This window comes from Pedobacter sp. AC379 (assembly GCF_979258145.1).
On record NZ_OZ409839.1, the window covers coordinates 4,114,704 to 4,134,332 of the forward strand.

Annotated in this window: 20 protein-coding genes and 1 pseudogene; 7 read left to right on the top strand and 14 right to left on the bottom strand. The window is 38.2% G+C overall.

The window, feature by feature from the left end:
- Positions 1-320 precede the first annotated feature (320 nt).
- The gene (gene smpB, locus ACZZZW_RS17950; RefSeq protein ID WP_055905348.1) at positions 321-770 is read left to right on the top strand and encodes an SsrA-binding protein; all 450 of its coding nucleotides are present in this window, start codon (positions 321-323) and stop codon (positions 768-770) included.
- Positions 771-845: 75 nt separating this feature from the next.
- Here smpB and ACZZZW_RS17955 read toward each other — a convergent pair whose 3' ends face one another.
- The 3 genes from ACZZZW_RS17955 to ACZZZW_RS17965 all read right to left on the bottom strand — a co-directional run bounded on the left by ACZZZW_RS17955 (position 846) and on the right by ACZZZW_RS17965 (position 4,575).
- Positions 846-1,502 carry a protein-L-isoaspartate(D-aspartate) O-methyltransferase gene (locus ACZZZW_RS17955; RefSeq protein WP_055906551.1) on the bottom strand — a complete coding sequence of 219 codons (657 nt, stop codon included), beginning with the start codon at positions 1,500-1,502 and terminating at the stop codon, positions 846-848.
- Between the two features lie 208 nt (positions 1,503-1,710).
- Positions 1,711-4,164, bottom strand: a complete 2,454-nt coding sequence (priA, locus tag ACZZZW_RS17960) for a replication restart helicase PriA (RefSeq protein WP_463495453.1) — start codon at positions 4,162-4,164, stop codon at positions 1,711-1,713.
- A 24-nt stretch (positions 4,165-4,188) separates the two neighbouring features.
- The gene (locus ACZZZW_RS17965; RefSeq protein WP_406826244.1) at positions 4,189-4,575 is read right to left on the bottom strand and encodes a DUF423 domain-containing protein; all 387 of its coding nucleotides are present in this window, start codon (positions 4,573-4,575) and stop codon (positions 4,189-4,191) included.
- A gap of 89 nt (positions 4,576-4,664) precedes the next feature.
- On the opposite strand from ACZZZW_RS17965, the gene ACZZZW_RS17970 reads away from it, so the two are divergent.
- Both ACZZZW_RS17970 and ACZZZW_RS17975 read left to right on the top strand, forming a co-directional pair.
- The gene (locus tag ACZZZW_RS17970; RefSeq protein WP_463495456.1) at positions 4,665-6,233 is read left to right on the top strand and encodes a hypothetical protein; all 1,569 of its coding nucleotides are present in this window, start codon (positions 4,665-4,667) and stop codon (positions 6,231-6,233) included.
- 28 nt (positions 6,234-6,261) lie between these two features.
- A complete protein-coding gene (locus ACZZZW_RS17975) occupies positions 6,262-7,668 on the top strand; it encodes a DUF5723 family protein (protein WP_463495458.1) in 1,407 nt (468 codons plus the stop codon).
- A gap of 6 nt (positions 7,669-7,674) precedes the next feature.
- Here the strand turns inward: ACZZZW_RS17975 and tsaB are convergent, their stop codons facing one another.
- Complete coding sequence (gene tsaB, locus ACZZZW_RS17980; RefSeq protein ID WP_463495460.1) at positions 7,675-8,370, bottom strand: tRNA (adenosine(37)-N6)-threonylcarbamoyltransferase complex dimerization subunit type 1 TsaB; 696 nt, start codon at positions 8,368-8,370, stop codon at positions 7,675-7,677.
- A 126-nt stretch (positions 8,371-8,496) separates the two neighbouring features.
- Between tsaB and ACZZZW_RS17985 the strand changes: the two genes are divergently transcribed.
- On the top strand, positions 8,497-8,661 hold the full coding sequence (locus ACZZZW_RS17985) for a hypothetical protein (protein WP_463495462.1): 165 nt from the start codon (positions 8,497-8,499) through the stop codon (positions 8,659-8,661).
- Between the two features lie 53 nt (positions 8,662-8,714).
- On the opposite strand, the gene yidD is transcribed toward ACZZZW_RS17985, so the two are convergent.
- The 7 genes from yidD to ACZZZW_RS18020 form a co-directional block, all read right to left on the bottom strand.
- Positions 8,715-8,945, bottom strand: coding sequence for a membrane protein insertion efficiency factor YidD (gene yidD, locus ACZZZW_RS17990; RefSeq protein ID WP_055905362.1), 231 nt, complete (start codon positions 8,943-8,945; stop codon positions 8,715-8,717).
- Positions 8,929-9,327, bottom strand: coding sequence for a ribonuclease P protein component (locus tag ACZZZW_RS17995; RefSeq protein ID WP_463495465.1), 399 nt, complete (start codon positions 9,325-9,327; stop codon positions 8,929-8,931). The genes yidD and ACZZZW_RS17995 overlap by 17 nt, the downstream gene beginning before the upstream one ends.
- Positions 9,328-9,394: 67 nt before the next feature.
- A complete protein-coding gene (gene rpmH / locus ACZZZW_RS18000) occupies positions 9,395-9,553 on the bottom strand; it encodes a 50S ribosomal protein L34 (protein ID WP_010601723.1) in 159 nt (52 codons plus the stop codon).
- A gap of 385 nt (positions 9,554-9,938) precedes the next feature.
- Positions 9,939-10,673, bottom strand: coding sequence for a LytR/AlgR family response regulator transcription factor (locus tag ACZZZW_RS18005; protein ID WP_463495467.1), 735 nt, complete (start codon positions 10,671-10,673; stop codon positions 9,939-9,941).
- Positions 10,651-11,712 (bottom strand): sensor histidine kinase, encoded by a 1,062-nt coding sequence (locus ACZZZW_RS18010; RefSeq protein ID WP_235526012.1) that lies wholly within the window; start codon positions 11,710-11,712, stop codon positions 10,651-10,653. The genes ACZZZW_RS18005 and ACZZZW_RS18010 overlap by 23 nt, the downstream gene beginning before the upstream one ends.
- Positions 11,702-12,049 carry a DUF4288 domain-containing protein gene (locus ACZZZW_RS18015; RefSeq protein ID WP_463495469.1) on the bottom strand — a complete coding sequence of 116 codons (348 nt, stop codon included), beginning with the start codon at positions 12,047-12,049 and terminating at the stop codon, positions 11,702-11,704. The genes ACZZZW_RS18010 and ACZZZW_RS18015 overlap by 11 nt, the downstream gene beginning before the upstream one ends.
- 21 nt (positions 12,050-12,070) lie before the next feature.
- Positions 12,071-12,835: a LiaF transmembrane domain-containing protein gene (locus tag ACZZZW_RS18020; protein WP_463495471.1), complete on the bottom strand. Its 765-nt coding sequence runs from the start codon at positions 12,833-12,835 to the stop codon at positions 12,071-12,073.
- A 152-nt stretch (positions 12,836-12,987) separates the two neighbouring features.
- On the opposite strand from ACZZZW_RS18020, the gene ACZZZW_RS18025 reads away from it, so the two are divergent.
- Positions 12,988-13,839, top strand: a complete 852-nt coding sequence (locus ACZZZW_RS18025; RefSeq protein ID WP_463495473.1) for a ChaN family lipoprotein — start codon at positions 12,988-12,990, stop codon at positions 13,837-13,839.
- Positions 13,840-13,918: 79 nt separating this feature from the next.
- Here ACZZZW_RS18025 and mscL read toward each other — a convergent pair whose 3' ends face one another.
- Positions 13,919-14,332: a large conductance mechanosensitive channel protein MscL gene (gene mscL, locus ACZZZW_RS18030; RefSeq protein ID WP_463495475.1), complete on the bottom strand. Its 414-nt coding sequence runs from the start codon at positions 14,330-14,332 to the stop codon at positions 13,919-13,921.
- Between the two features lie 167 nt (positions 14,333-14,499).
- Between mscL and rpoN the strand changes: the two are divergent.
- A pseudogene (gene rpoN / locus ACZZZW_RS18035) lies at positions 14,500-15,971 on the top strand (RNA polymerase factor sigma-54).
- A gap of 57 nt (positions 15,972-16,028) precedes the next feature.
- Here the strand turns inward: rpoN and ACZZZW_RS18040 are convergent.
- The gene (locus ACZZZW_RS18040) at positions 16,029-16,673 is read right to left on the bottom strand and encodes a DUF5666 domain-containing protein (protein WP_463495477.1); all 645 of its coding nucleotides are present in this window, start codon (positions 16,671-16,673) and stop codon (positions 16,029-16,031) included.
- Between the two features lie 62 nt (positions 16,674-16,735).
- Here ACZZZW_RS18040 and ACZZZW_RS18045 point away from each other — a divergent pair, with 62 nt between their 5' ends.
- The gene (locus tag ACZZZW_RS18045) at positions 16,736-16,975 is read left to right on the top strand and encodes a hypothetical protein (RefSeq protein ID WP_463495478.1); all 240 of its coding nucleotides are present in this window, start codon (positions 16,736-16,738) and stop codon (positions 16,973-16,975) included.
- A 1,642-nt stretch (positions 16,976-18,617) separates the two neighbouring features.
- Here ACZZZW_RS18045 and ACZZZW_RS18050 read toward each other — a convergent pair.
- A complete protein-coding gene (locus ACZZZW_RS18050) occupies positions 18,618-19,628 on the bottom strand; it encodes a PorP/SprF family type IX secretion system membrane protein (protein ID WP_463495480.1) in 1,011 nt (336 codons plus the stop codon).
- Position 19,629 lies beyond the last annotated feature (1 nt).

Here is a 19,629-nt window from a genome sequence, read left to right on the forward strand (position 1 = left end):
GGCAGATGAAAGGTGTAAGTACAATGCAGAGGCCTGTGTTAAATAAACCCGATTGACGCAGAAACCAAAAGCTTTTTCTGCTTTTGTTGCAGCAAAAAGCGGGACTGAAGTTGCCAATAGCACTCACCGCACATTTTCAAATGATATCAACATATGGAGGATTCATGTTTCTTAGCGATGGCCATTCAAATTTCACATATTTAATCGCTGCTATAAAAAATTAAAAAAAATTATCACGCCAATTTTTAGGATATTTGCAACCCAACATTTATATTTCACATACTTGTTGGGCATTACAACATCACATACTTTATTAAATTTTGAAAAACGATATCAACATAAAAAATAAAAGAGCTTATTTCGACTACAATCTTTTAGATAAATACGTAGCAGGAATTGCCCTTTTAGGAACTGAAATAAAAGCAATAAGACAGGGGAAGGCCAACATGACGGATGCATTTTGCATGTTTATAGGAGGTAACCTCTACGTGCGCAATCTTCATGTTTCTGAATATTCTCACAGTTCTTTTTACCACCACGATATTAAGCGCGACCGTGCCCTATTGTTACAGAAAAAAGAAATTAGAAAATTAAAGCTAAAGGGAGAAGAAAAGGGCTATACCATAGTACCCCTGCGTATTTTTATTAACGAAAGAGGCTTTGCTAAAATGGAAATTGCACTTGCTCAGGGTAAAAAAGAATTCGACAAACGCGATAGCATTAAAGATCGGGATACAAAACGGGAGTTGGATAGAGCGATGAAGAGGTAAATTAGTTTGGAGTTGAGGTTTTGGAGCTGGGAGTTAAATTAACTCAAAATTCCGATCTCCAAACTCCCAACTCAATCACCACGCTTGGTCGCCTACTAAAGGTACAAACCTGAAAGTATCCAGTACAATTTTCTCGTAATCGGTTTCACTTACGCGGATAACAGTTACCATTTTCTGTGTTTTCTCGTCGCCAACCGGAATTACAAGAATGCCACCTATCCTTAATTGCTTTAATAAAATTTCAGGAACCAAAGGAGCTCCGGCAGTTACAATTATTTTATCGTATGGCGCATGAGCTGCGATACCTTTTGAGCCATCACCGCAATAAAAGGTTGGCCGGTAACCCATGCCAGGCAAAACCTGAACGGTTCTGTTGTAAATATTTTCTTGTCTTTCAATCGTAAAAACATTTGCGCCCAGTTCCATTAAAATACAAGTTTGGTAGCCAGAACCGGTTCCGATTTCGAGTACTTTATCTCCTTTTTTAATGTGTAAAAGTTCGCTTTGATAGGCAACGGTATAAGGTTGTGATATGGTTTGCCCATCACCTATCGGAAAAGCTATATCCTTGTAAGATTGGTTCCAGAAAGTTTCGTCAAAAAAGAAATGCCTGGGAACTTTACCAATAGCCTTTAATACATTTTCATCTTCAATCCCTCGAGATCTCAACAACTCTACAAGTTTTTTTCTCGCTCCACGTTCCCGGTAATTATCAACAAATTTATACGCCATGAGCATCAAAATTAGCTTTTTTTAAATGGTGATACAATGGCAAAATGTGAGAATGATTAAATTAATAAATGGATTACCTGAATTAGAGATTGATACATTTTCCACATTGGGAATATTATGGAATGAATGAATTTTGAATGAGTGAGTTTTAAATAATTGGTTTTCTTTGAATCAATCAGTCATTCCATCCCTCAATTATTCACTCAGTTTAATACGGATCTACATCGATTTGTGTAAAAACGCCCTTAAACTCTTTAGTCGCGTTAAATTGCGTAAGGGTTTCTCTTAAGGCATCTTTAACTTTCTGAATGGCAGTATGCTTATCGGCTTTTATAATGATCTGTTTAATATAAAGATTGCGCACACGGCTAACCAAAGGTTGTTCGGGCCCTAAAACCCTTTTGCCAAACTTTGCTTTTAAGATATTGGCAAGCGTAAATGCAGCGTGATCCAAAACATGCGAATCCTTGTGTTTTACATAAAGAAATATCATCCGTGAAAATGGTGGATACAGGAATTTCTCCCTTTCTACAATTTCATCGTTATACATCCCTTCATAATCGTTATTTAAAACCTGTTTGATGATGCGGTTTTCGGCATCGTACGTTTGGATGCACACATTCCCTTGGTCGGCCCTTCGCCCTGCCCTACCCGCAACCTGGGCCAATAATTGAAAGCTGCGTTCGTAAGCACGGAAATCAGGGTAACCCAAAAGCGTATCCGCATTGATTACCCCAATAAGGTTCAGGTTATCAAAATCCAATCCTTTTGCCACCATCTGTGTACCGATCAGAATATCCGTTTTCTTCTCCTGAAAGTCGTTTAAAATCTGTTGCAGGCCGTTTTTTGTGCGGGTGCTGTCCATATCCAGTCTGGCAATTGTTACCTCAGGATAAAGCAACCTAAGTTCTTCTTCAATACGCTCTGTACCAAATCCTTTTTGTTCTACATGCACTGAGCCGCAAGCCGGACAAATGTTAACACTACTTTGCTGATAACCACAATAATGACAATGTAATTTACCACTGCTTTTATGGTAGGTTAAACTTACATCGCAGTTTACACATTTAGGGGTATAGCCACAGGTAGCGCAAATCAAGATGGTTGCATAACCCCTCCTGTTCTGAAACAGAACGATTTGTTCTTTTTTAGCTAGCGCCAGATCTATATCTTTAATCAACACGCTCGAAAAGTACGAGCTCATTGTCTTTTTCTTTGTTTCTTCGGAGATACTCACCACCTGCTGGTTCGGAAGCTGAACCCCACCGAAACGTTCTTTCATTTCTACAAGGCCATATTTACCTTGCAAGGCATTATAGTAGCTTTCTAATGAAGGTGTGGCCGATCCTAATACAACTTTAGCCTGATGGAGATAACCCAGGTAAATAGCAGCATCACGGGCCTGGTAACGTGGTGCCGGATCATACTGTTTATAAGAAGGCTCATGCTCCTCATCAACCACGATAAGTTTTAAATGTTCAAAAGGAAGAAAAACAGCCGAACGTGCACCCAAAATTACTTTATAAGCACCTGTACGTACTTTATTCCAGATTTCTACACGCTCACTGTTGTTAAATTTGGAGTGGTATACCCCGATTGAGTTGCCAAAATAACGTTTAATCCGCTCTACAATCTGCGTGGTTAAAGCAATTTCGGGCAGCAGGAACAACACCTGGCCATCTGTATTTTGGATAATCTTTTCGATCAGTTTAATATATACCTGCGTTTTTCCTGATGCCGTAACGCCATGTAATAAAACCACCTCTTTTTCTTCAAAATGTTGGTTAATCTGATTTAAAGCTTTCTGCTGACCTTCATTTAGCTCAAAATTTACACTAAATTCTTCATCATGAGCAGCCAAACGACTAACAGGCCTTTTCATCACTACAAAAATATCTTTGTCGGTTAATGCTTTTAATGCCGCAGGGCCGCAATTACTCTCTTCTAAAAGCTGTTCTTTAGAAATGGGAAGATTGGATTTTTGTAATTTCAGATAGGCCAACAGCGCATCAAGCTGCTTAGGTGCTCTTTCCAAAACGTTAAAAAGTTCTTTCAGGTGCTCCTCTTCGCTGTAAAAATCGTTTAAAAGGATAAATGATTTTAGTAAAGGTTTATATTTCTGAACCACTTCTTCAGCAACTAAAACCAGCTCTTTATCCAATAGGTGATTGATAATCGGATAAACTGTTTTTTGCCCCAAGAGTTTAGAAACATCATTAACTGTTAGTTTTTGCTGTTGCTTTAAGGCATTAATAATAATTTCTTCCTTATCAGTAAGTTCAGTATCCTCATTGTACTCCTCGCGCAACATCAGTATGGTTTCGCTCGCCAGTTTTAAACTTGCCGGTAAGGCAGCTGCCATTACATCGCCTTCGTTGCACATGTAGTAATTCGTCATCCACGACCAGAATTTAAGCTGCGTTGGCGTAATTACCGGTTCGTGATCTACTACATCAATAATATATTTTGCCTCGTAAACGGTAGGTGGTACTGTAGAAATCCCGCTGATAAGTGCGGTATAAATTTTATGTTTACCAAATTGCACTACAACACGTTTCCCAACCGCAATCTGGTTATTGAGATCAAAAGGCACACGATAAGTATAGTTTTTTGCCAAAGATAACGGCAAAATAACTTCTACAAAAAGTGTTTCTTTCTGCAAAAATATCGTTTTCGTAAATATTCATTATTTATCTTTAAATGCTGCAAAAAAGAGCATTATCCATCCCAATACAAATAACAAACCGCCAATTGGCGTTACCGGGCCAATAAATTCAGTAAATCCTAAATGGGATATGCTTCTGGTGGCCAATAAATACAATGAGCCCGAGAAAAGAATAATACCAAATGTAAAGCAGAAATAGGCAATATTAATCAGCTTGTTCCGGTAACGTGCAAAGGTAGAAAGGTATAACAAAGCAAACGTATGATAGAACTGATAATCAACACCTTTTTGCCAGATTTCTAATGACGGACCATCAATTAAGGCCTTAAGGCCATGGGCACCAAATGCACCCAGTAAAACAGCAACAGCACCAAAAAAAGAAGCAGTAAGGATTATTCGTTTATTCATAATTATTGCCAATAGCAATCGCTAAATTAATAAATTGAGAAAGAACTTCTCACTAATCAATGTAATAAATTAAATTTGTTGCATAGCAGATGAAAAAAATCGTAATTCTAACAAGTGCATTATTTTTGGGTGTAGCCTTTATGGCCTACATCTATTTTTCTAAATTGGGAACAGATAATGATGCAAAAGATCTTGCCTTGCAATCTGCCACGAACAATGCGGCACTGGTATTTTCTTTCCAGAACGACAAGGGTTTTTACGACATTATGGAAGGCCAACAACTGATTCAGCAGGTTTTAGGTAAAGACAAAACAAACCTCTTAAAACAACTTAAAACAGCTATCATTAACGATAATCAGCTTAACCGGTACCTTAAAGATCAACAGATTTACATCAGTGTACTTCCGGATTCGAACAAAACACTAAATTTTCTGATTACGCTACAACTCCAGGAAGAAAAGGACTTAAAAAAATTGTACGAGCAATTGAAACTTAAAAAAGCAATTTCCGAACAGTCGAAAAACCGCTATACCGTTAAAGTGAATGATAGTTTATCTATTTATTTGGGCATCAACAACCAGGTACTCACTGCTTCTACCTCTTTAAAACTGATTAATGATGCCAATGTGCGTTTAACTGAAAATCCATTTACTGATTACATTAAAGAGAACAACAGGCAGATTAAAAATGTATTGGCCCATGTGTATATCAACTTCAATCAAGCTCCATTATTGCTGAAAAGCATTGTAGCAGGTAACCTGAACGGCGAAATATCGATTTTTAATCAACAGAACAGTTTTGCCGTACTCAATTATAATTTCAGTAAAGAAAAAGTACTTTTCAGTGGAAATACAGAATTGAAAGACCAGCTTAACTACCTTAAACTTTTCGAAAATACCGCTGCCCAAAACACATCCATACAAAATATTTTACCTGATAATACAGCAAATTATGCCCTTTATGCTTACGATGATTATAATCAATGGCTTAAAAAGCTAAAAGCCTGGCAAGAGCAAACCAAAGTAACAAACAAAGTTAATGGCGTTATTGAAAACGTTAAAAATAATTACCGGATAGATTTAAACGCCGTATTTTCTACCTACACCAAAAACCAGTTTATCCTGTTTCAGCTCAGTACTACCGAAAAACTGGGCGCTGTGGCATTATCGAACGGAGAAAAAGTAAAACAGCTGCTATTGGATGTTAGTGCCGATTACAATGAAGACATTAAGTTGTTTAAATCATCAGACATTTTATACAGCTATTTTGGCGAGCCTTTTAAAAAATTTGGGAGGCCTTACTATGCCATTGTTGATAATAATTTGGTGGTGGCCAATAACGCGAGTACAGTGCAGTCATTTTTAAATGATTATAAAAACAACAGGCTTTTAACCCAAACGCCACAATACCTGGATGCGGTAAACCAAATTTCGACAACCTCTAATGTTAGCTACTACATTAACACTAAAAACTCGGCAGAAATTTTCAGGAACAACATTCAACTTCCATTTTACAAACATTTAAGGGCAGATAGTGGTTTAAAAAGTTTCGATACTTTTTATTATCAGATGAGTGCAGACAAGAACAAGTTTATTACTAACTTGCTTTTAAACAAATATTTAAAACCGGAAATACCAGATTCGTTAAGTAACCGTTAATTAGAAACAAGCCAGAAAACCATTTTACATGAAGAAACTTTTACTTGCGTTACTGGCTTTGGCCAGCTTCGGGGTTGCAAATGCTCAACAGTATGCACTTTTCGGAACGAAAACAATGTTTGATGCTTTCGAAAACCCTTCCCAAAAATCATTCACCCTTGATTCATCCCGGAAATTTTCTTCAAATTTTCTACTGCCCTATTTTGGCGTAAATGCGATTAACAAGGGAGGTTCTAAATTTATTATCCGCAGACTGACGCAGGAAGGTGAATATAATACCACAGGGATACCGATAGGAACAGGAGAGATTAATCATTTCTTCCAGAACAGTAACATTTATCTGGCTACCTTCCGTCTCTTTAAATCCTATAAATACCAAAAAGAAATGGGATTTTCCTGGCAGATCAGGTCTGATGCAAATATTGATTATACGAATGAAACTCTTGCAATTTTCGATTCCTTTGAACGGTTTAATAAAGGCCAGCAATACTATGGCCTATTCGATACCAAAGGATACGAACAAAGTTACCATCAATTTAGCTTTACTTACCGTGAAAACTGGAACAAAAGGCTGGCTTTTGGGCTTAAAGCCAGTGTATTGAGCGGAATACTTTACAACAAACTCGATATTTCCAATTCATACCTATATATAGATCCTACCGCTTCGGCATTATTGATTGGATTAAATGGCACATATTCGAGTAATTTCTCCGATTTTAATGAAGTAGATAAGAAAAATTTCTTCCCAAATTTTAAAAACCCAGGTTTATCACTAAGCTTTGGAACAAATTACACCACAAAAAAAGGGCTGTTTTTAATGGCTAATATTAAAGATTTAGGCTTTATCTGGTGGAGAAGCAATACCCAAAGAACTACGGTTAACCAATCTAAAATAATCGAGGATTTAGAAGATCGAAACAATACCAACCAGGAAATAAAAGATATTTTTCTCCTTTCAGAACAAAGCAAAAAATTTTTAACACCAACTAATGCAAAATTAGATATCTATCTATCTAAACGCTATGGTTTTTATAAACCTGGTTTAGCGGTTTCTAAAAGTTTGTTTTACAAAGGTGGAGATATAGCCCTTGTAAATACTTTTATTGCCAACAACTTTTCGGGAAGTATTACTCCTTTATATAATTTTAACGACGTTTTTATGGTCGGACTGCAAGGAAAATACCAAACTCCTAATTTCGAAATCTTTATGGGTACCGATAATTTAGTTGCAACCAGTTTTCAAACTTATGGCCTCCTTAAAAAAGATGCAACTATAGGCAGTGGTCCAAACGGGGCTTCTTTTTATATGGGTGTTGGCATAAAATTCGGCAATGTGGTTAACCATCCACAGTTTGCAGATGTAATACCAGGCATTAATGATAAGGAAGAAGGAAGTTTCTTTAAAAATCTATTTTCTGTTTTTAAGCGGAAATAACCCAAACTAACTTTGCGCCTGCTGCTTTTTAGATTGCGTAACCACAAAATCTTTTAAATAAAAAGGCTCAAAATAAGCTACATCTTCAAAATTGCCTTTATTAAAAGCTTCGGTTGCCAAACGCGACATGTAAGTTGCCGAATTGTAATTTGCTGCATCAAACGCTGCATTTACATGCGTTAATACTGCTGCACATTTTGCAGCACCATCGCCTAAAAAGGTTATAGGTTGTTGTAAAAGAAAATCGCCAAAACTTGTTTCATCAATAATTTTAGCTTCAGTTGGCGTAATTACATTTAAAGAAGGTTCAAAAATAGAGGTATAAACTTCCATTCTGCGGGCATCAATCATCGGGCAGATTAAACCGGTATAATGAGGATTTTTAGCAAGAAAGCCTGCAGCCATCATGGCTAAAGTTTCAATTGCAATTAAAGGCTTATCCAAAGCATAACAAAGTCCTTTAGCCGTAGAAACTCCAATACGAAGACCGGTATACGATCCTGGCCCCTTACTTACGGCAATGGCATCTAATTCCTGATAATTCAATCCAGCAGCTTTAATTACTTCATCTATAAATAAAGTGAGGTTAGCCGCATGCAGGTTTTGCCCCTGCTCTTCTTTTAAAGAAATTGTTTCGCCGTTTACAGATAACGCCACAGAACAGATAGCAGTAGCCGTTTCTATTTGAAGTATATTAGCCATTGCCCAAAGATAAGTAAAAATGGAACAAAGATAAGTTTGGAGTAGATAACCTATTTAAGCACCTCGGTTGAAAAACTATGCCTTGTGGCATATCATCCTGAGGGGTAATTTATTAAACAAGTATAAGTGACAGAAGAATTTCAGGTAAATAAATTTATGCTGAGGGGCGTCATTGCTGAGAAAGCTTTTTCAGCTGACAAAGCAATCTTACAACAATCGCTACTAGTATGTGCTTTAGCATTGCTTCGCACCAGCAATGTCGACCGCTTTACTGATACCTGTGAATGGTAGCGTAGTCGAAAGATAAAACAAATGACTAATGAATAACGGAATGAATAAACCTACTAAGGAACAGGATCGTGACCGTGTGCACCCCAGGGATGACAGCGGCCAATACGTTTTAAGGCAAGCCAGCCACCTTTAAATGGTCCGTGCTTTTTAATGGCTTCAATTCCATATTGCGAGCAGGTAGGTGTAAACCGGCAGTTTGCCCCTAACATTGGCGAAATAGCGTATTGATACACTTTAATCAGTCCTAAAAAAAACCACCCGAAAATTTTATTGATGAATTTCATTGGGTTGGATTAAATTTTGAAAGCGTTTAAGGGTTGCAATCAATTTTTTCTCGATAAAAGCAAATTCATATTTATCTTTTCCCACAAACTGAATAGAAAATAAAAGCAAGCCCTTATCTGTAGGCAATGGCAGATACAATTTATCTTGTTTGTTTAAGCGATAAGCTTCGCGGATACGGCGTTTAAGCAGATTACGATCTACTGCCCGTTTATATCTTTTTTTAGGAACATTGATCACCACCTGCGCCTGTACATCAGCCGGATGATCTATAAAAAGATAGGAAACCCGAAATGGGTATAATAAAAAAGAAGAACCGTTTTTAAACAACAGGTCTAAATGTTTCCTGCTGCATAACCGTTCTTCTTTTCTGAATGTGTACATATATTTTTGATTGATAATTGCAGATTTTGATCTGCCAATTCCGAATTAACGGAAAAGCAATCAAAAATTATGCTTTATGCTTGCGTTCGTCAGAAACTGTTAATCTTTTTCTTCCTTTAGCACGACGTGATGCTAATACTCGTCTGCCGTTAGCTGTTGCCATTCTTTCGCGGAAGCCGTGTTTGTTTCTTCTCTTTCTTTGCGAAGGTTGGTATGTTCTTTTCATGACTGTATATTATCTATTGTAAAATTAAGAGGTGCAAATATAAAGCGATTTCTCTACAAATGCAAGAGTGATTAATTATTATTTTTTCTATTTGATGCAAATTTATAAAATCTTTCGAAAAACGCGACTAATGATCTGTTTATAATTGATTGTTTGCGTTATTTGTTGCTCTTCATTAAACATTCCTTAGGGCAATCGTCATGCTGATCCGATAGCTATCGGATTTATTTCAGCATCTTTTAAGCTACCTTAAAGCGTTTACTCATAAGGAACCTTAATTAAATATAATGAAAAGCAGAACTAATAATAATTTTAGCACTCAATTGCTTTCAAAAATATATTTGTTCTGTAAAACACCAACCGATTGATGGAATGGAAGGGTTAATTACAAACCTAGCGCGGCCTTTAGCTTTACATAACCTGTTTTACTTACCGGCAACCAGATATCTGATTTTAACAACACTACGTAACTATCTTTCTCTTTGAGCTCTATTTTGGTTACCTGTGCAAGGTTAATGATGTAAGATCGATGTATGCGGATAAACTGGCTCACATCAAGCGTTTGCTCAAAATAAGCCATGGTTTTATTTTTGTAAAAAGCACCATCTACCGTACTCAATTTCACATAATCATCATCTGCTTCGAGGTAGTTGATATCAGCGACAGGAATAATCTTTATTACGCCATCTTTCTTCACCACTACCCTATTGTTTTGCGCCGGACTTAAAGCTGCTGCATCCAAAACAGCCTCGGTATTTGCGGTTTGGTTTAATTTGTTGGGTATTTTTTTAATCGCGGCATCAAAACGCGATTTATCAATAGGTTTCAGCAGATAATCTACTGCATTAACTTCAAAAGCTTTAATGGCAAATTCATCGAAAGCAGTGGTAAAAATCACCGCAGGTTTATCTTCAACCAGTTCGAGCATTTCGAAACCACTGATTTTGGGCATCTGGATATCCAGAAAAATTAAATCAGGCTTATGCAAGGTAATCGCTTTTAAGCCTTCAAACCCATCACCACATTCGGCTACAATTTCTATTTCTGCATGATCTGAAAGGTAATATTTTACAATATCTCTTGCTAAAGGCTCATCGTCAATTAGTATTGTTCTGATCATTTTTTTGTGGAATTTTTAGGGTTGTAATATATAAATTATTTGCCTCAATATCGGTTTGCAACAGATGAGTATTCGCAAATAACAGATATAACCTTCGTTTTATGGCAGTTAAACCAAATCCTGTCCCTCCCGCTGCTTTCATTTCCGGATCAAAAGGATTTTGTACACGCAACTGCAAAATGTTGTGTTCAACCGTAACATCTACTTTAATCGTAATGCCGGCAGAAGTATTGTAAAGTCCGAATTTTATGGCATTTTCTACAATAGGCTGCAACAATGTACCGGGCAAACAAAGGTTTAAGGTATCTTCGGCTACATTTACTTCGATATTTAACCTATGGCTAAACCTTACCTTCTCAATATCCAGGTACAATTGAATATACTCCATTTCTTCTTCTACCGAAACCCACAATTCATCATCACGTTTTAAAGTTCCACGAAGAAAAGAAGCCAGTTTGGTAATCATTACCCCTGCCTCTTTCGGGTTTACCATGGTTAAGGCAAATACCGAGTTTAAGCTGTTAAAAAGGAAGTGTGGTTGTAATTGGTGCCTTAATTTATTCAGTTCGGCCTCTTTAGCCAAACTTTTGACCGCAGAAAGCCTTTCGTGCGTTTCTGATTGTTCTTCCAGTCTGTACCATAGAATATTGGCCAAAGCACACCAGGCCAAACACATAAAAGAAATCAATCCCCTAAAAGCAAAAGAGAAATTGTAAAAATCTTTGTATTCTTTATAATCGGCAAAAATATAAAGCACTGCATATTTAGCAGCAAAAATAATTACAAAGGTAAGTGCAAGCGTAATAATGAGCACATACAATATCCGTTCATTTTTAGGTTGATAGTAACCCAGCATATTGCTGATACCAATACAGGCCAGGGCCAGTAAAAAATTATTGATCAGGCTATCCGTTACCGAAATCCACCACGAAAAATTTACTACATAATGCAATCCAACACCACACAGTACAGTCCATACTATTGCAATGGAAAGGGATGTTTTTTGTATTTGCGGAACGGATAAAGGTCTAGTTGTCAAAATGGTTTTGATTAGTTAATGATTTATTGCGGTGTTTCAGCTTTTCCAGATAATGGTCTACTGATTTCGGCTCAACAATTTTCGAACTGATTTCCACACCATCGGTAAGTTCTGCCACTTCCGATATTCCACCTACACCGATAAACTTCCATACTACTTTTTCTCCCTGGCAATTGTTAAAAGAGGGATTAAAATGAACGGCATTTAATTTGGATTTATCTAAGGCCTGCGTTATACTTTCTGCTAGGATTAAACGCGTTTGCTCATTAAACTGGGGACTATGTTTCCCCTCACCACAAATTACCTGATAGATACAATTTACTGCAAACCATTTCATAGGCGATGTTTTATTAAATGTTTAGAAACTTTTTATCTCAATCCCCCCAAACAAAGCTGTCCCATCTAAAATTAATGTTTTTGTCATTTCAGCTACCGGCATCAAATGCGATCTTTTATCTTCCACGCTACCGAACAATGCAGTAACGTTCGATTTTATAGCCCAATTTTGCGGCACAATTAATTTTACGCCTCCAAAAACAGCAGTAACATCAAGCGATACCGTTTCGGGGAAATCAGCCTGCGTCATTACAATATCCGCCCCTCCAAATACAGCCGTAATATCACCCCCCTGAAAGTTTTTAGAATAAACCGTTTGATTACTGCCCCCAAATACCGCCATTACATCAATAACATCGTTATTATTTGCTGTTTTGTCATCGGTGGCAGTGCCAAAATCAAATTCAGGTCTATTCTTGTCTTTACGTTTTTTCTTTAAAAAAGCATTATCCTTTGGTCTGAAGATTAAGAAACCGCCTACTATTACCATACCCATACCCAAGGCATATTTAGAAAGATCAAAATTTAAACCGGGTATATTGGTTAAAGTATTATAAGCACCAACCAAAATTAAAACCAGCCAGCCTATTCCTTTAAAGTTACGACGAACGCCGATAAATACACCTAAAACGATTAAAAAATTAGACCAACTAAAAATCCATCTTGGAATATTTAGCCCCATATTGTTTAATAAAAATGCAAATCCTATAATTACGATGAGGAAACCGCTCCAAACCCTTCCCGAATTTTTAAGCTGGTTGTTATCGTTATGATTAATATTTTCCATGTGTGTTCATATTTAATAATCCAAAAGTATCGATAAGCTCCCGAACCAAATAGATGATCCATGCAACAAGCGCATAAATGGCGGTAAGTAACCTTATTTTATCGGTGAAAATATTTTTGTTATTTTGAGATATGAAAATTTCCCTGTTTATAATGATGTTTACAATTTCTACCGGCTTATGTGCGCAGGAAATTAATAAGCAGTATAAGATTTACGATGTAAAAAAGCAGAAAACGATTTCGATAGATGAAATTGTTAATGATATGAACACAACTGATGTTTTATTTTATGGCGAAGACCATAATGATTCTATAGGACATTACCTGGAAGCAGAACTCTTTAAAAAACTTAACACCAAATACCCAAAAACAGCATTATCGTTAGAAATGTTTGCTACAGATGTACAGCCGGAAATGGATGAATTTTTGGCAGGCGTAATTTCTGAAAAGAATTTTATAAAAGAAGCCAGGGCATGGGGAAACTATAGCGACTATAAACCTATGGTAGATTATGCCAAACAGCACCAACTCCGGGTAATTGCGGCAAATGCAGCCACGCGCTATAGCAACGCAGTTACCATGGGTGGATTGAAAGCGTTGGAAAAATTTCCTAAAACATCATTTAATTTTTTGCCAGCATTGCCTATCGATACCGCACAAGGCAGATATTATGAAAAGTTTAACGAAACCCTGGGCGGCCATAACATGGGGACGATGAAAATTTACCAGACTCAAAATTTATGGGATGCAACAATGGCCTGGGCTATAAACAAATTTATTAAAGCTAATAAAGGAACAAAAGTATTACAGCTTAACGGGCGTTTTCATAGTGATGAAAAATTGGGCACCTTAGCAAAACTGGCAAAAGCCAACCCCAAATTAAAAATCCTGAACATTTCGTCTTTTTCTGATGAAAGCTTTTCCAATCCTGATTGGGAAAAATTTAAAAATCTTGGCGATTACATTATTATAACCAATCCAGCCGTAAAAAGAAGTTATCAATAACAAAAAAGCCGTCTCGATGTATTAACGAAACGGCTTTTTATGTATTAGGCTTTAGCTTTTAGCAAATCTCTGATTTCTGCTAAAAGCACTTCTTCTTTTGTTGGTACAACAGGTGCAGTAACGGCCACCGCTTCTTCTTCTTCTTCATTCTGTTTATGGCTTTAACCATAATAAAAACAATAAGTGCCAGCAGCAGAAAATTGATGGCAACCGTAATAAAATTGCCATAGGCAAAAATTGCAGCATCGGGGGCAGCTTTTTTCGCATCAGCTAGTGAGGCTCCTGCCGGGATAAGTTCTGCACCTTTTCCCATAGCAAAATAAATGCTGCTAAAATCTGGCTTACCAACCATGGCGGCAACAACCGGCATAATCAAATCTTCAATTATACTGGTAACGATTTTACCAAAGGCACCGCCAATAATTACGCCGACAGCTAAATCGAAGGCATTACCTTTTACGGCAAACTCTTTAAATTCTTTTACAAACCCCATATTTTGTTTAGTATTAGTTTAAATATTTACTAAAGTAGCAAACATTAAATTCAATACAAACGTTTAGGAAATAATTTTAAAACCAAACATATCGATAGCATTTAAGGCAAATCAGCATAATATCTGAAATCTATTGTTTATTTTTGGCCCATTCTTTTATAATTAATATGCTAAAGCAACACTTACAACAAAAATTATTACAAAAGTTATCACCTCAACAAATACAGTTTATCAAGCTGTTACAGGTGCCAACCGTTGCTTTAGATACCCGCGTAAAAGAAGAACTGGAAGAAAATCCGGCACTTGAAGATCCGAGTTTAATGACCCAGGATGAGCCAAAAAGCGAATATGACGACTTAAACGACGGTCCGGAAGATTACGAACAGTCATCAGAAGATACCAGCATGGACGAATTTAATGTAGATGATTATTTACAGGATGATTCGGCAAACGATTATAGCACCAATTATAACAATGGTGACGATGACGAGGAGAAAAAGAAACGCCAATCGCTATTGAAAGTACTTTTTTTGAAAGTTTACAAGAGCAGCTCGACCTTATTCCCCTTTCCGATCAGGATTTTATCATTGGAAAGCAAATAATAGGAAGTTTAGACGATGATGGTTATTTACGCCGCCCGCTAGGTTCGATGATTGATGACCTTGCTTTTTCGCAAAATGTGATGGTTGAGGAAGAAGACGTACTGGAAATGTTAAAACTGATTCAAAGTTTTGATCCTCCGGGTATTGGTGCGAGAGATCTGAAAGAGTGTTTATTGATTCAGTTAAAGAGAAAAGATCCGGGCAACCCCATAATTATCAAAGCAATGAATGTGGTAGAAAACTACCTGGATGAATTTACGCGTAAGCATTACGATAAATTAGAAAAAAGTTTAGGTTTAGATAGCGAAGAACTAAAAGAGGTTGTAAACGAAATTTTGCGTTTAAACCCTAAACCGGGTGATGCCAACCAGGTAACCACCAAACAAATGCAGATTATTCCTGATTTTCACATCAGCAATAATGATGGTGTATTAATTCTTACTTTAAACTCAAAAAATGCTCCTGAATTAAAAGTAAGCCGTTCGTACCAGGAAATGTTTGAGCATTACGATAAAGCTTCATCAAAAGATAAAAAACTAAAAGAAGCCGTTCAGTTTGTTAAACAAAAATTAGACTCGGCCAGGTGGTTTATAGATGCCATTAAACAAAGACAACAAACTTTGTTAAAAACGATGAATGCCATTATGCATTATCAATATGAGTACTTTTTAACAGCTGATGAGCGTAAAATGCGCCCGATGATTTTAAAAGATATTGCTGATAAGATTGATATGGATATCTCAACCGTATCAAGGGTGGCCAACTCTAAATATGTACAAACAGAATTCGGTACGTTTTTGTTAAAATCATTTTTCTCAGAAGCCATTCAAACCGAAAATGGCGAAGAAGTTTCGAATAAAGAAGTTAAAAAAATATTGGAAGATTGTATCGGTAACGAAGACAAACGTAAACCTTTGGCAGATGAAAAGCTAACCGAAATTTTAAAAGAAAGAGGTTACAATATTGCTCGGAGAACGGTTGCTAAATACCGTGAGCAGATGAATATTCCAGTTGCAAGGTTAAGAAAAGAACTATAGGTCAGTTTGTAGTTTTTGATTTTTGGTTTTCAGTTTACTACAAATTTTCTAAAACTATCAGAACAGCCCCCCAATCGTTTGCCCTCTGACCCTAATCGTTTGACCTCTGACCCTAATCGTTTGCCCTTTGACCTCAATCGTTTGACCTCTGGCCCCAATCGTTTGACCTCTGGCCCCAATCGTTTGACCTCTGGCCCCAATCGTTTGCCCTCTGACCCTAATCGTTTGCCCTTTGACCCCAATCGTTTGACCTCTGACCCCAATCGTTTGACCTCTGACCCCAATCGTTTGACCTCTGACCCCAATCGTTTGCCCTTTGACTTCAATCGTTTGACCTCTGACCCTAATCGTTTGACCTCTGACCCCAATCGTTTGCCCTTTGACCTCAATCGTTTGACCTCTGACCCTAATCGTTTGACCTTTGACCCCAATCGTTTGCCCTCTGACCCCAATCGTTTGACCTCTGACCCCAATCGTTTGCCCTATGACCCCAATCGTTTGCCCTCTGACCCCAATCGTTTGCCCTTTGACCTCAATCGTTTGCCCTTTGACCTCAATCGTTTGACCTCTGACCCCAATCGTTTGCCCTTTGACCTCAATCGTTTGCCCTTTGACCTCAATCGTTTGACCTCTGACCCTAATCGTTTGACCTAAAAGCTCCGACTCGCTACCTAAAAGCTCCGACTCGCTACCTAAAAGCAACTTATCTGCTATTGTTGGCTATGGTGCTTTAATTACAGTGGTATTTTGCGCCAGCATAAGAAATGATGGAAGGAGAAAACGTTAAAGCTTTATCGTTACCTTTTTCTTTCATCGTTGCATTGAGGCAGCACACACTTTCCGCCCCCTTCGGCGGAACTTGTGCTGACGACCAAAAAGCTTTAACGAATTTATCCGACATCAGTTCCAAGCCTTTCAGTTATGCCTTATTGTTTGTTGTTTTTATAAGTAGTCATGCTTTCGCTGCGCTCAGGTTTGTTACTTTTGGGCCAAGCCAAAAGTAAAAGCCCTTCGGTGGCCGACCTGTACCGATTTTATATCGGTAACCGAGGCAAACCCGAGAGAAGCGAAAGCATTAAGATTCCCGCATGCGCGAGAATGACGAGGGTGTTAAAAACTTATTAGAAAGATTGCTTCGGCTCGCTCTTTCCCAGCCTCGCAATGACGAATTTACGCGCCCCCTCAACGTTTTGAACACCAGGAAAGGTGCTGAAATAAATCCGATAGCTATCGGATCAGCATGACGATCGTTTTAGGTGTAGAGGCAAAAATGTATGTAATACATAGCGATCGCATTAAGATTCCCGCATGCGCGAGAATGACGACCGTTTAGAAACATTACTGAAAAGATTGCTTCAGCTCGCTCTCCCACAGCTTCGCAATGACGGATTTAACGCATTTCCTGCATCATGCTATTTGAATTATGCTATCTGCTCCCTGCTTTCCGGCATAGGAAATGATGGAAGGATAAAACGTTAAAGCTTTCTCGATACCTTTCCTTCCATCGTTGCATTGAGGCAGCACACACTTTCCGCCCCCTTCGGCGGAACTTGTGCTGACGACCAAAAAGCTTTAACGAATTTATCCGACATCAGTTCCAAGCCTTGATTTTTGGTTACCTTTTTATCAAGAAAAAGGTAAGAGCCCCCTCGGCGGCGGTGAGCCGAGGCAAGCCCGAGCGGAGCGAAAAACAGCAACCGCATTACGATTCCCTCATGCGCGAGAATGACGGCCGTTTAGAAACATTACTGAAAAGATTGCTTCAGCTCGCTCTCCCCCAGCTTCGCAATGACGAATTTAACGCATTTCCTGCATCATGCTATTTGAATTATGCTATCTCCTCCCTGCTTTCCGGCATAGGAAATGATGGAAGGAGAAAACGTTAAAGCTTTATCGTTACCTTTCCTTCCATCGTTGCATCCAGGCAGCACACACTTTCCGCCCCTTCGGCGGAACTTGTGCTGACGACCAAAAAGCTTTAACGAATTTATCCGACATCAGTTCCAAGCCTTGGGTTTTTGTTACTTTTGGGCCAAGCCAAAAGTAAAAGCCCTTCGGTGGCCGACCTGTACCGATTTCATATCGGTAACCGAGGCAAGCCCGAGCGGAGCGAAAACATTAAGATTCCCGCATGCGCGAGAATGACGACCGTGTTAGAAGCATTACTAGAAAGATTGCTTCAGCTCGCTCTCTCCCAGCTTCGCAATGACGAATTTAACGCATCCCCTGCATCATGCTATTTGAATTATGCTATTTCCTCCCTGCTTTCCGGCATAGGAAATGATGGAAGGATAAAACGTTAAAGCTTTATCGTTACCTTTTTCTTTCATTACTGAATTGAGGCAGCACACACTTTCCGCCCCTTCGGCGGAACTTGTGCTGACGACCAAAAAGCTTTAACGAATTTATCCGACATCAGTTCCAAGCCTTGATTTTTGGTTACCTTTTTATCAAGAAAAAGGTAAGAGCCCCCTCGGTGGCGGTGAACAGAGGCAAGCCCGAGCGGAGCGAAAGCATCACGATTCCCGCATGCGCGAGAATGACGGATTTATGGTGCTAGCAGGTCCAAAGATCTCTCCGCTACGGTCGAGATGACGACACTATACATCCCTTCAACGCTAAAAAACTACAAACCGCTCCCCCTCATCACCACATTTTAATATAAGACGGTACTTTATAAATATTATTCAGCAACAGCCCTAAAACAATTTCATGACTCCCACTACTTACCTGGTTCAGTTCCGAAGTAGTAAAATCGTAAGAGTAGGTTAAGTTAACCATTTTACCAATATTAAAACCTGCCATTGCGGCAAAAGAATCATCTTTACGGTAGCTCGCACCCAACCATATTTTATCTTTAAAAGCCAGTTTCAGGTTTAAATCGACAGATACCGGTGCTGGAGAAACGTATTTAAACATCACCGACGGGATAGCTGCAATTTCATCATCAACAAAAAATTTATATCCCGCTGTGGCAAAGTAATGCGGCACTTCCTTTCCTAAATTATAATTATTATCACCTGAAAAACTTAGTTTCTGTGGCAAAATCTGCTGAACAGATAAACCTGCAAATAACCTTGCGCCGTATAACCATAAACCAATACTTAAATCAGGCTTAATCTGGTTAACCAAGGCTCTGTTTAATACCGGATCAATCGGCATATCAAAAGTAAGCGCATTAACATCCAATGATATACTCGAAATCCCAGCGGCAATACCAGCCGATAAATTAAAGTTATTGCTTAACTGCAAATGATAAGCATAGGTAACATTTGCATCCAACCTTTTTATCGGCCCGGTTTTATCCAGTACAGCTGTAACCCCCATCCCATGATGTGAAGGCGACGACATATAGTTTTGCATGTAATTCCGATCCATCGGATTTCCGGTTTGCTCCGGGAAAGAAGTTAACGCATTACTCCATAATTGCTTATCTCCCAAAGCCCAATGTGCAGAAACAAAAGATGTTTGCGGCGCATCGGTAATACCCGACCACTGCTTGCGGTAACCTGCTTTAAAATCAAGGTAATTTTCGATACCCGAAAGTGCCGGATTTAATAAATATTGATTAAAAATGTACTGGGTATATTGTGGTTTTTGTTGCGCAAAAGCTTTAACCGACACTAAAAGTGCAAATATGAAGATGATTCTTTTCAAT

Coding starts and splice junctions, on each gene's coding strand:
- ACZZZW_RS17965 (WP_406826244.1), bottom strand. CDS start 4,575: ATGAATAAACGAATAATCCTTACTGCTTCTTTTTTTGGTGCTGTTGCT.
- yidD (WP_055905362.1), bottom strand. CDS start 8,945: ATGAAATTCATCAATAAAATTTTCGGGTGGTTTTTTTTAGGACTGATT.
- ACZZZW_RS18015 (WP_463495469.1), bottom strand. CDS start 12,049: ATGAAATGGTTTGCAGTAAATTGTATCTATCAGGTAATTTGTGGTGAG.
- ACZZZW_RS17955 (WP_055906551.1), bottom strand. CDS start 1,502: ATGGCGTATAAATTTGTTGATAATTACCGGGAACGTGGAGCGAGAAAA.
- ACZZZW_RS18020 (WP_463495471.1), bottom strand. CDS start 12,835: ATGGAAAATATTAATCATAACGATAACAACCAGCTTAAAAATTCGGGA.
- ACZZZW_RS18005 (WP_463495467.1), bottom strand. CDS start 10,673: ATGATCAGAACAATACTAATTGACGATGAGCCTTTAGCAAGAGATATT.
- tsaB (WP_463495460.1), bottom strand. CDS start 8,370: ATGGCTAATATACTTCAAATAGAAACGGCTACTGCTATCTGTTCTGTG.
- ACZZZW_RS17970 (WP_463495456.1), top strand. CDS start 4,665: ATGAAAAAAATCGTAATTCTAACAAGTGCATTATTTTTGGGTGTAGCC.
- ACZZZW_RS18025 (WP_463495473.1), top strand. CDS start 12,988: ATGATGTTTACAATTTCTACCGGCTTATGTGCGCAGGAAATTAATAAG.
- rpmH (WP_010601723.1), bottom strand. CDS start 9,553: ATGAAAAGAACATACCAACCTTCGCAAAGAAAGAGAAGAAACAAACAC.
- ACZZZW_RS17995 (WP_463495465.1), bottom strand. CDS start 9,327: ATGTACACATTCAGAAAAGAAGAACGGTTATGCAGCAGGAAACATTTA.
- ACZZZW_RS17975 (WP_463495458.1), top strand. CDS start 6,262: ATGAAGAAACTTTTACTTGCGTTACTGGCTTTGGCCAGCTTCGGGGTT.
- ACZZZW_RS18045 (WP_463495478.1), top strand. CDS start 16,736: ATGATGGAAGGAGAAAACGTTAAAGCTTTATCGTTACCTTTTTCTTTC.
- mscL (WP_463495475.1), bottom strand. CDS start 14,332: ATGGGGTTTGTAAAAGAATTTAAAGAGTTTGCCGTAAAAGGTAATGCC.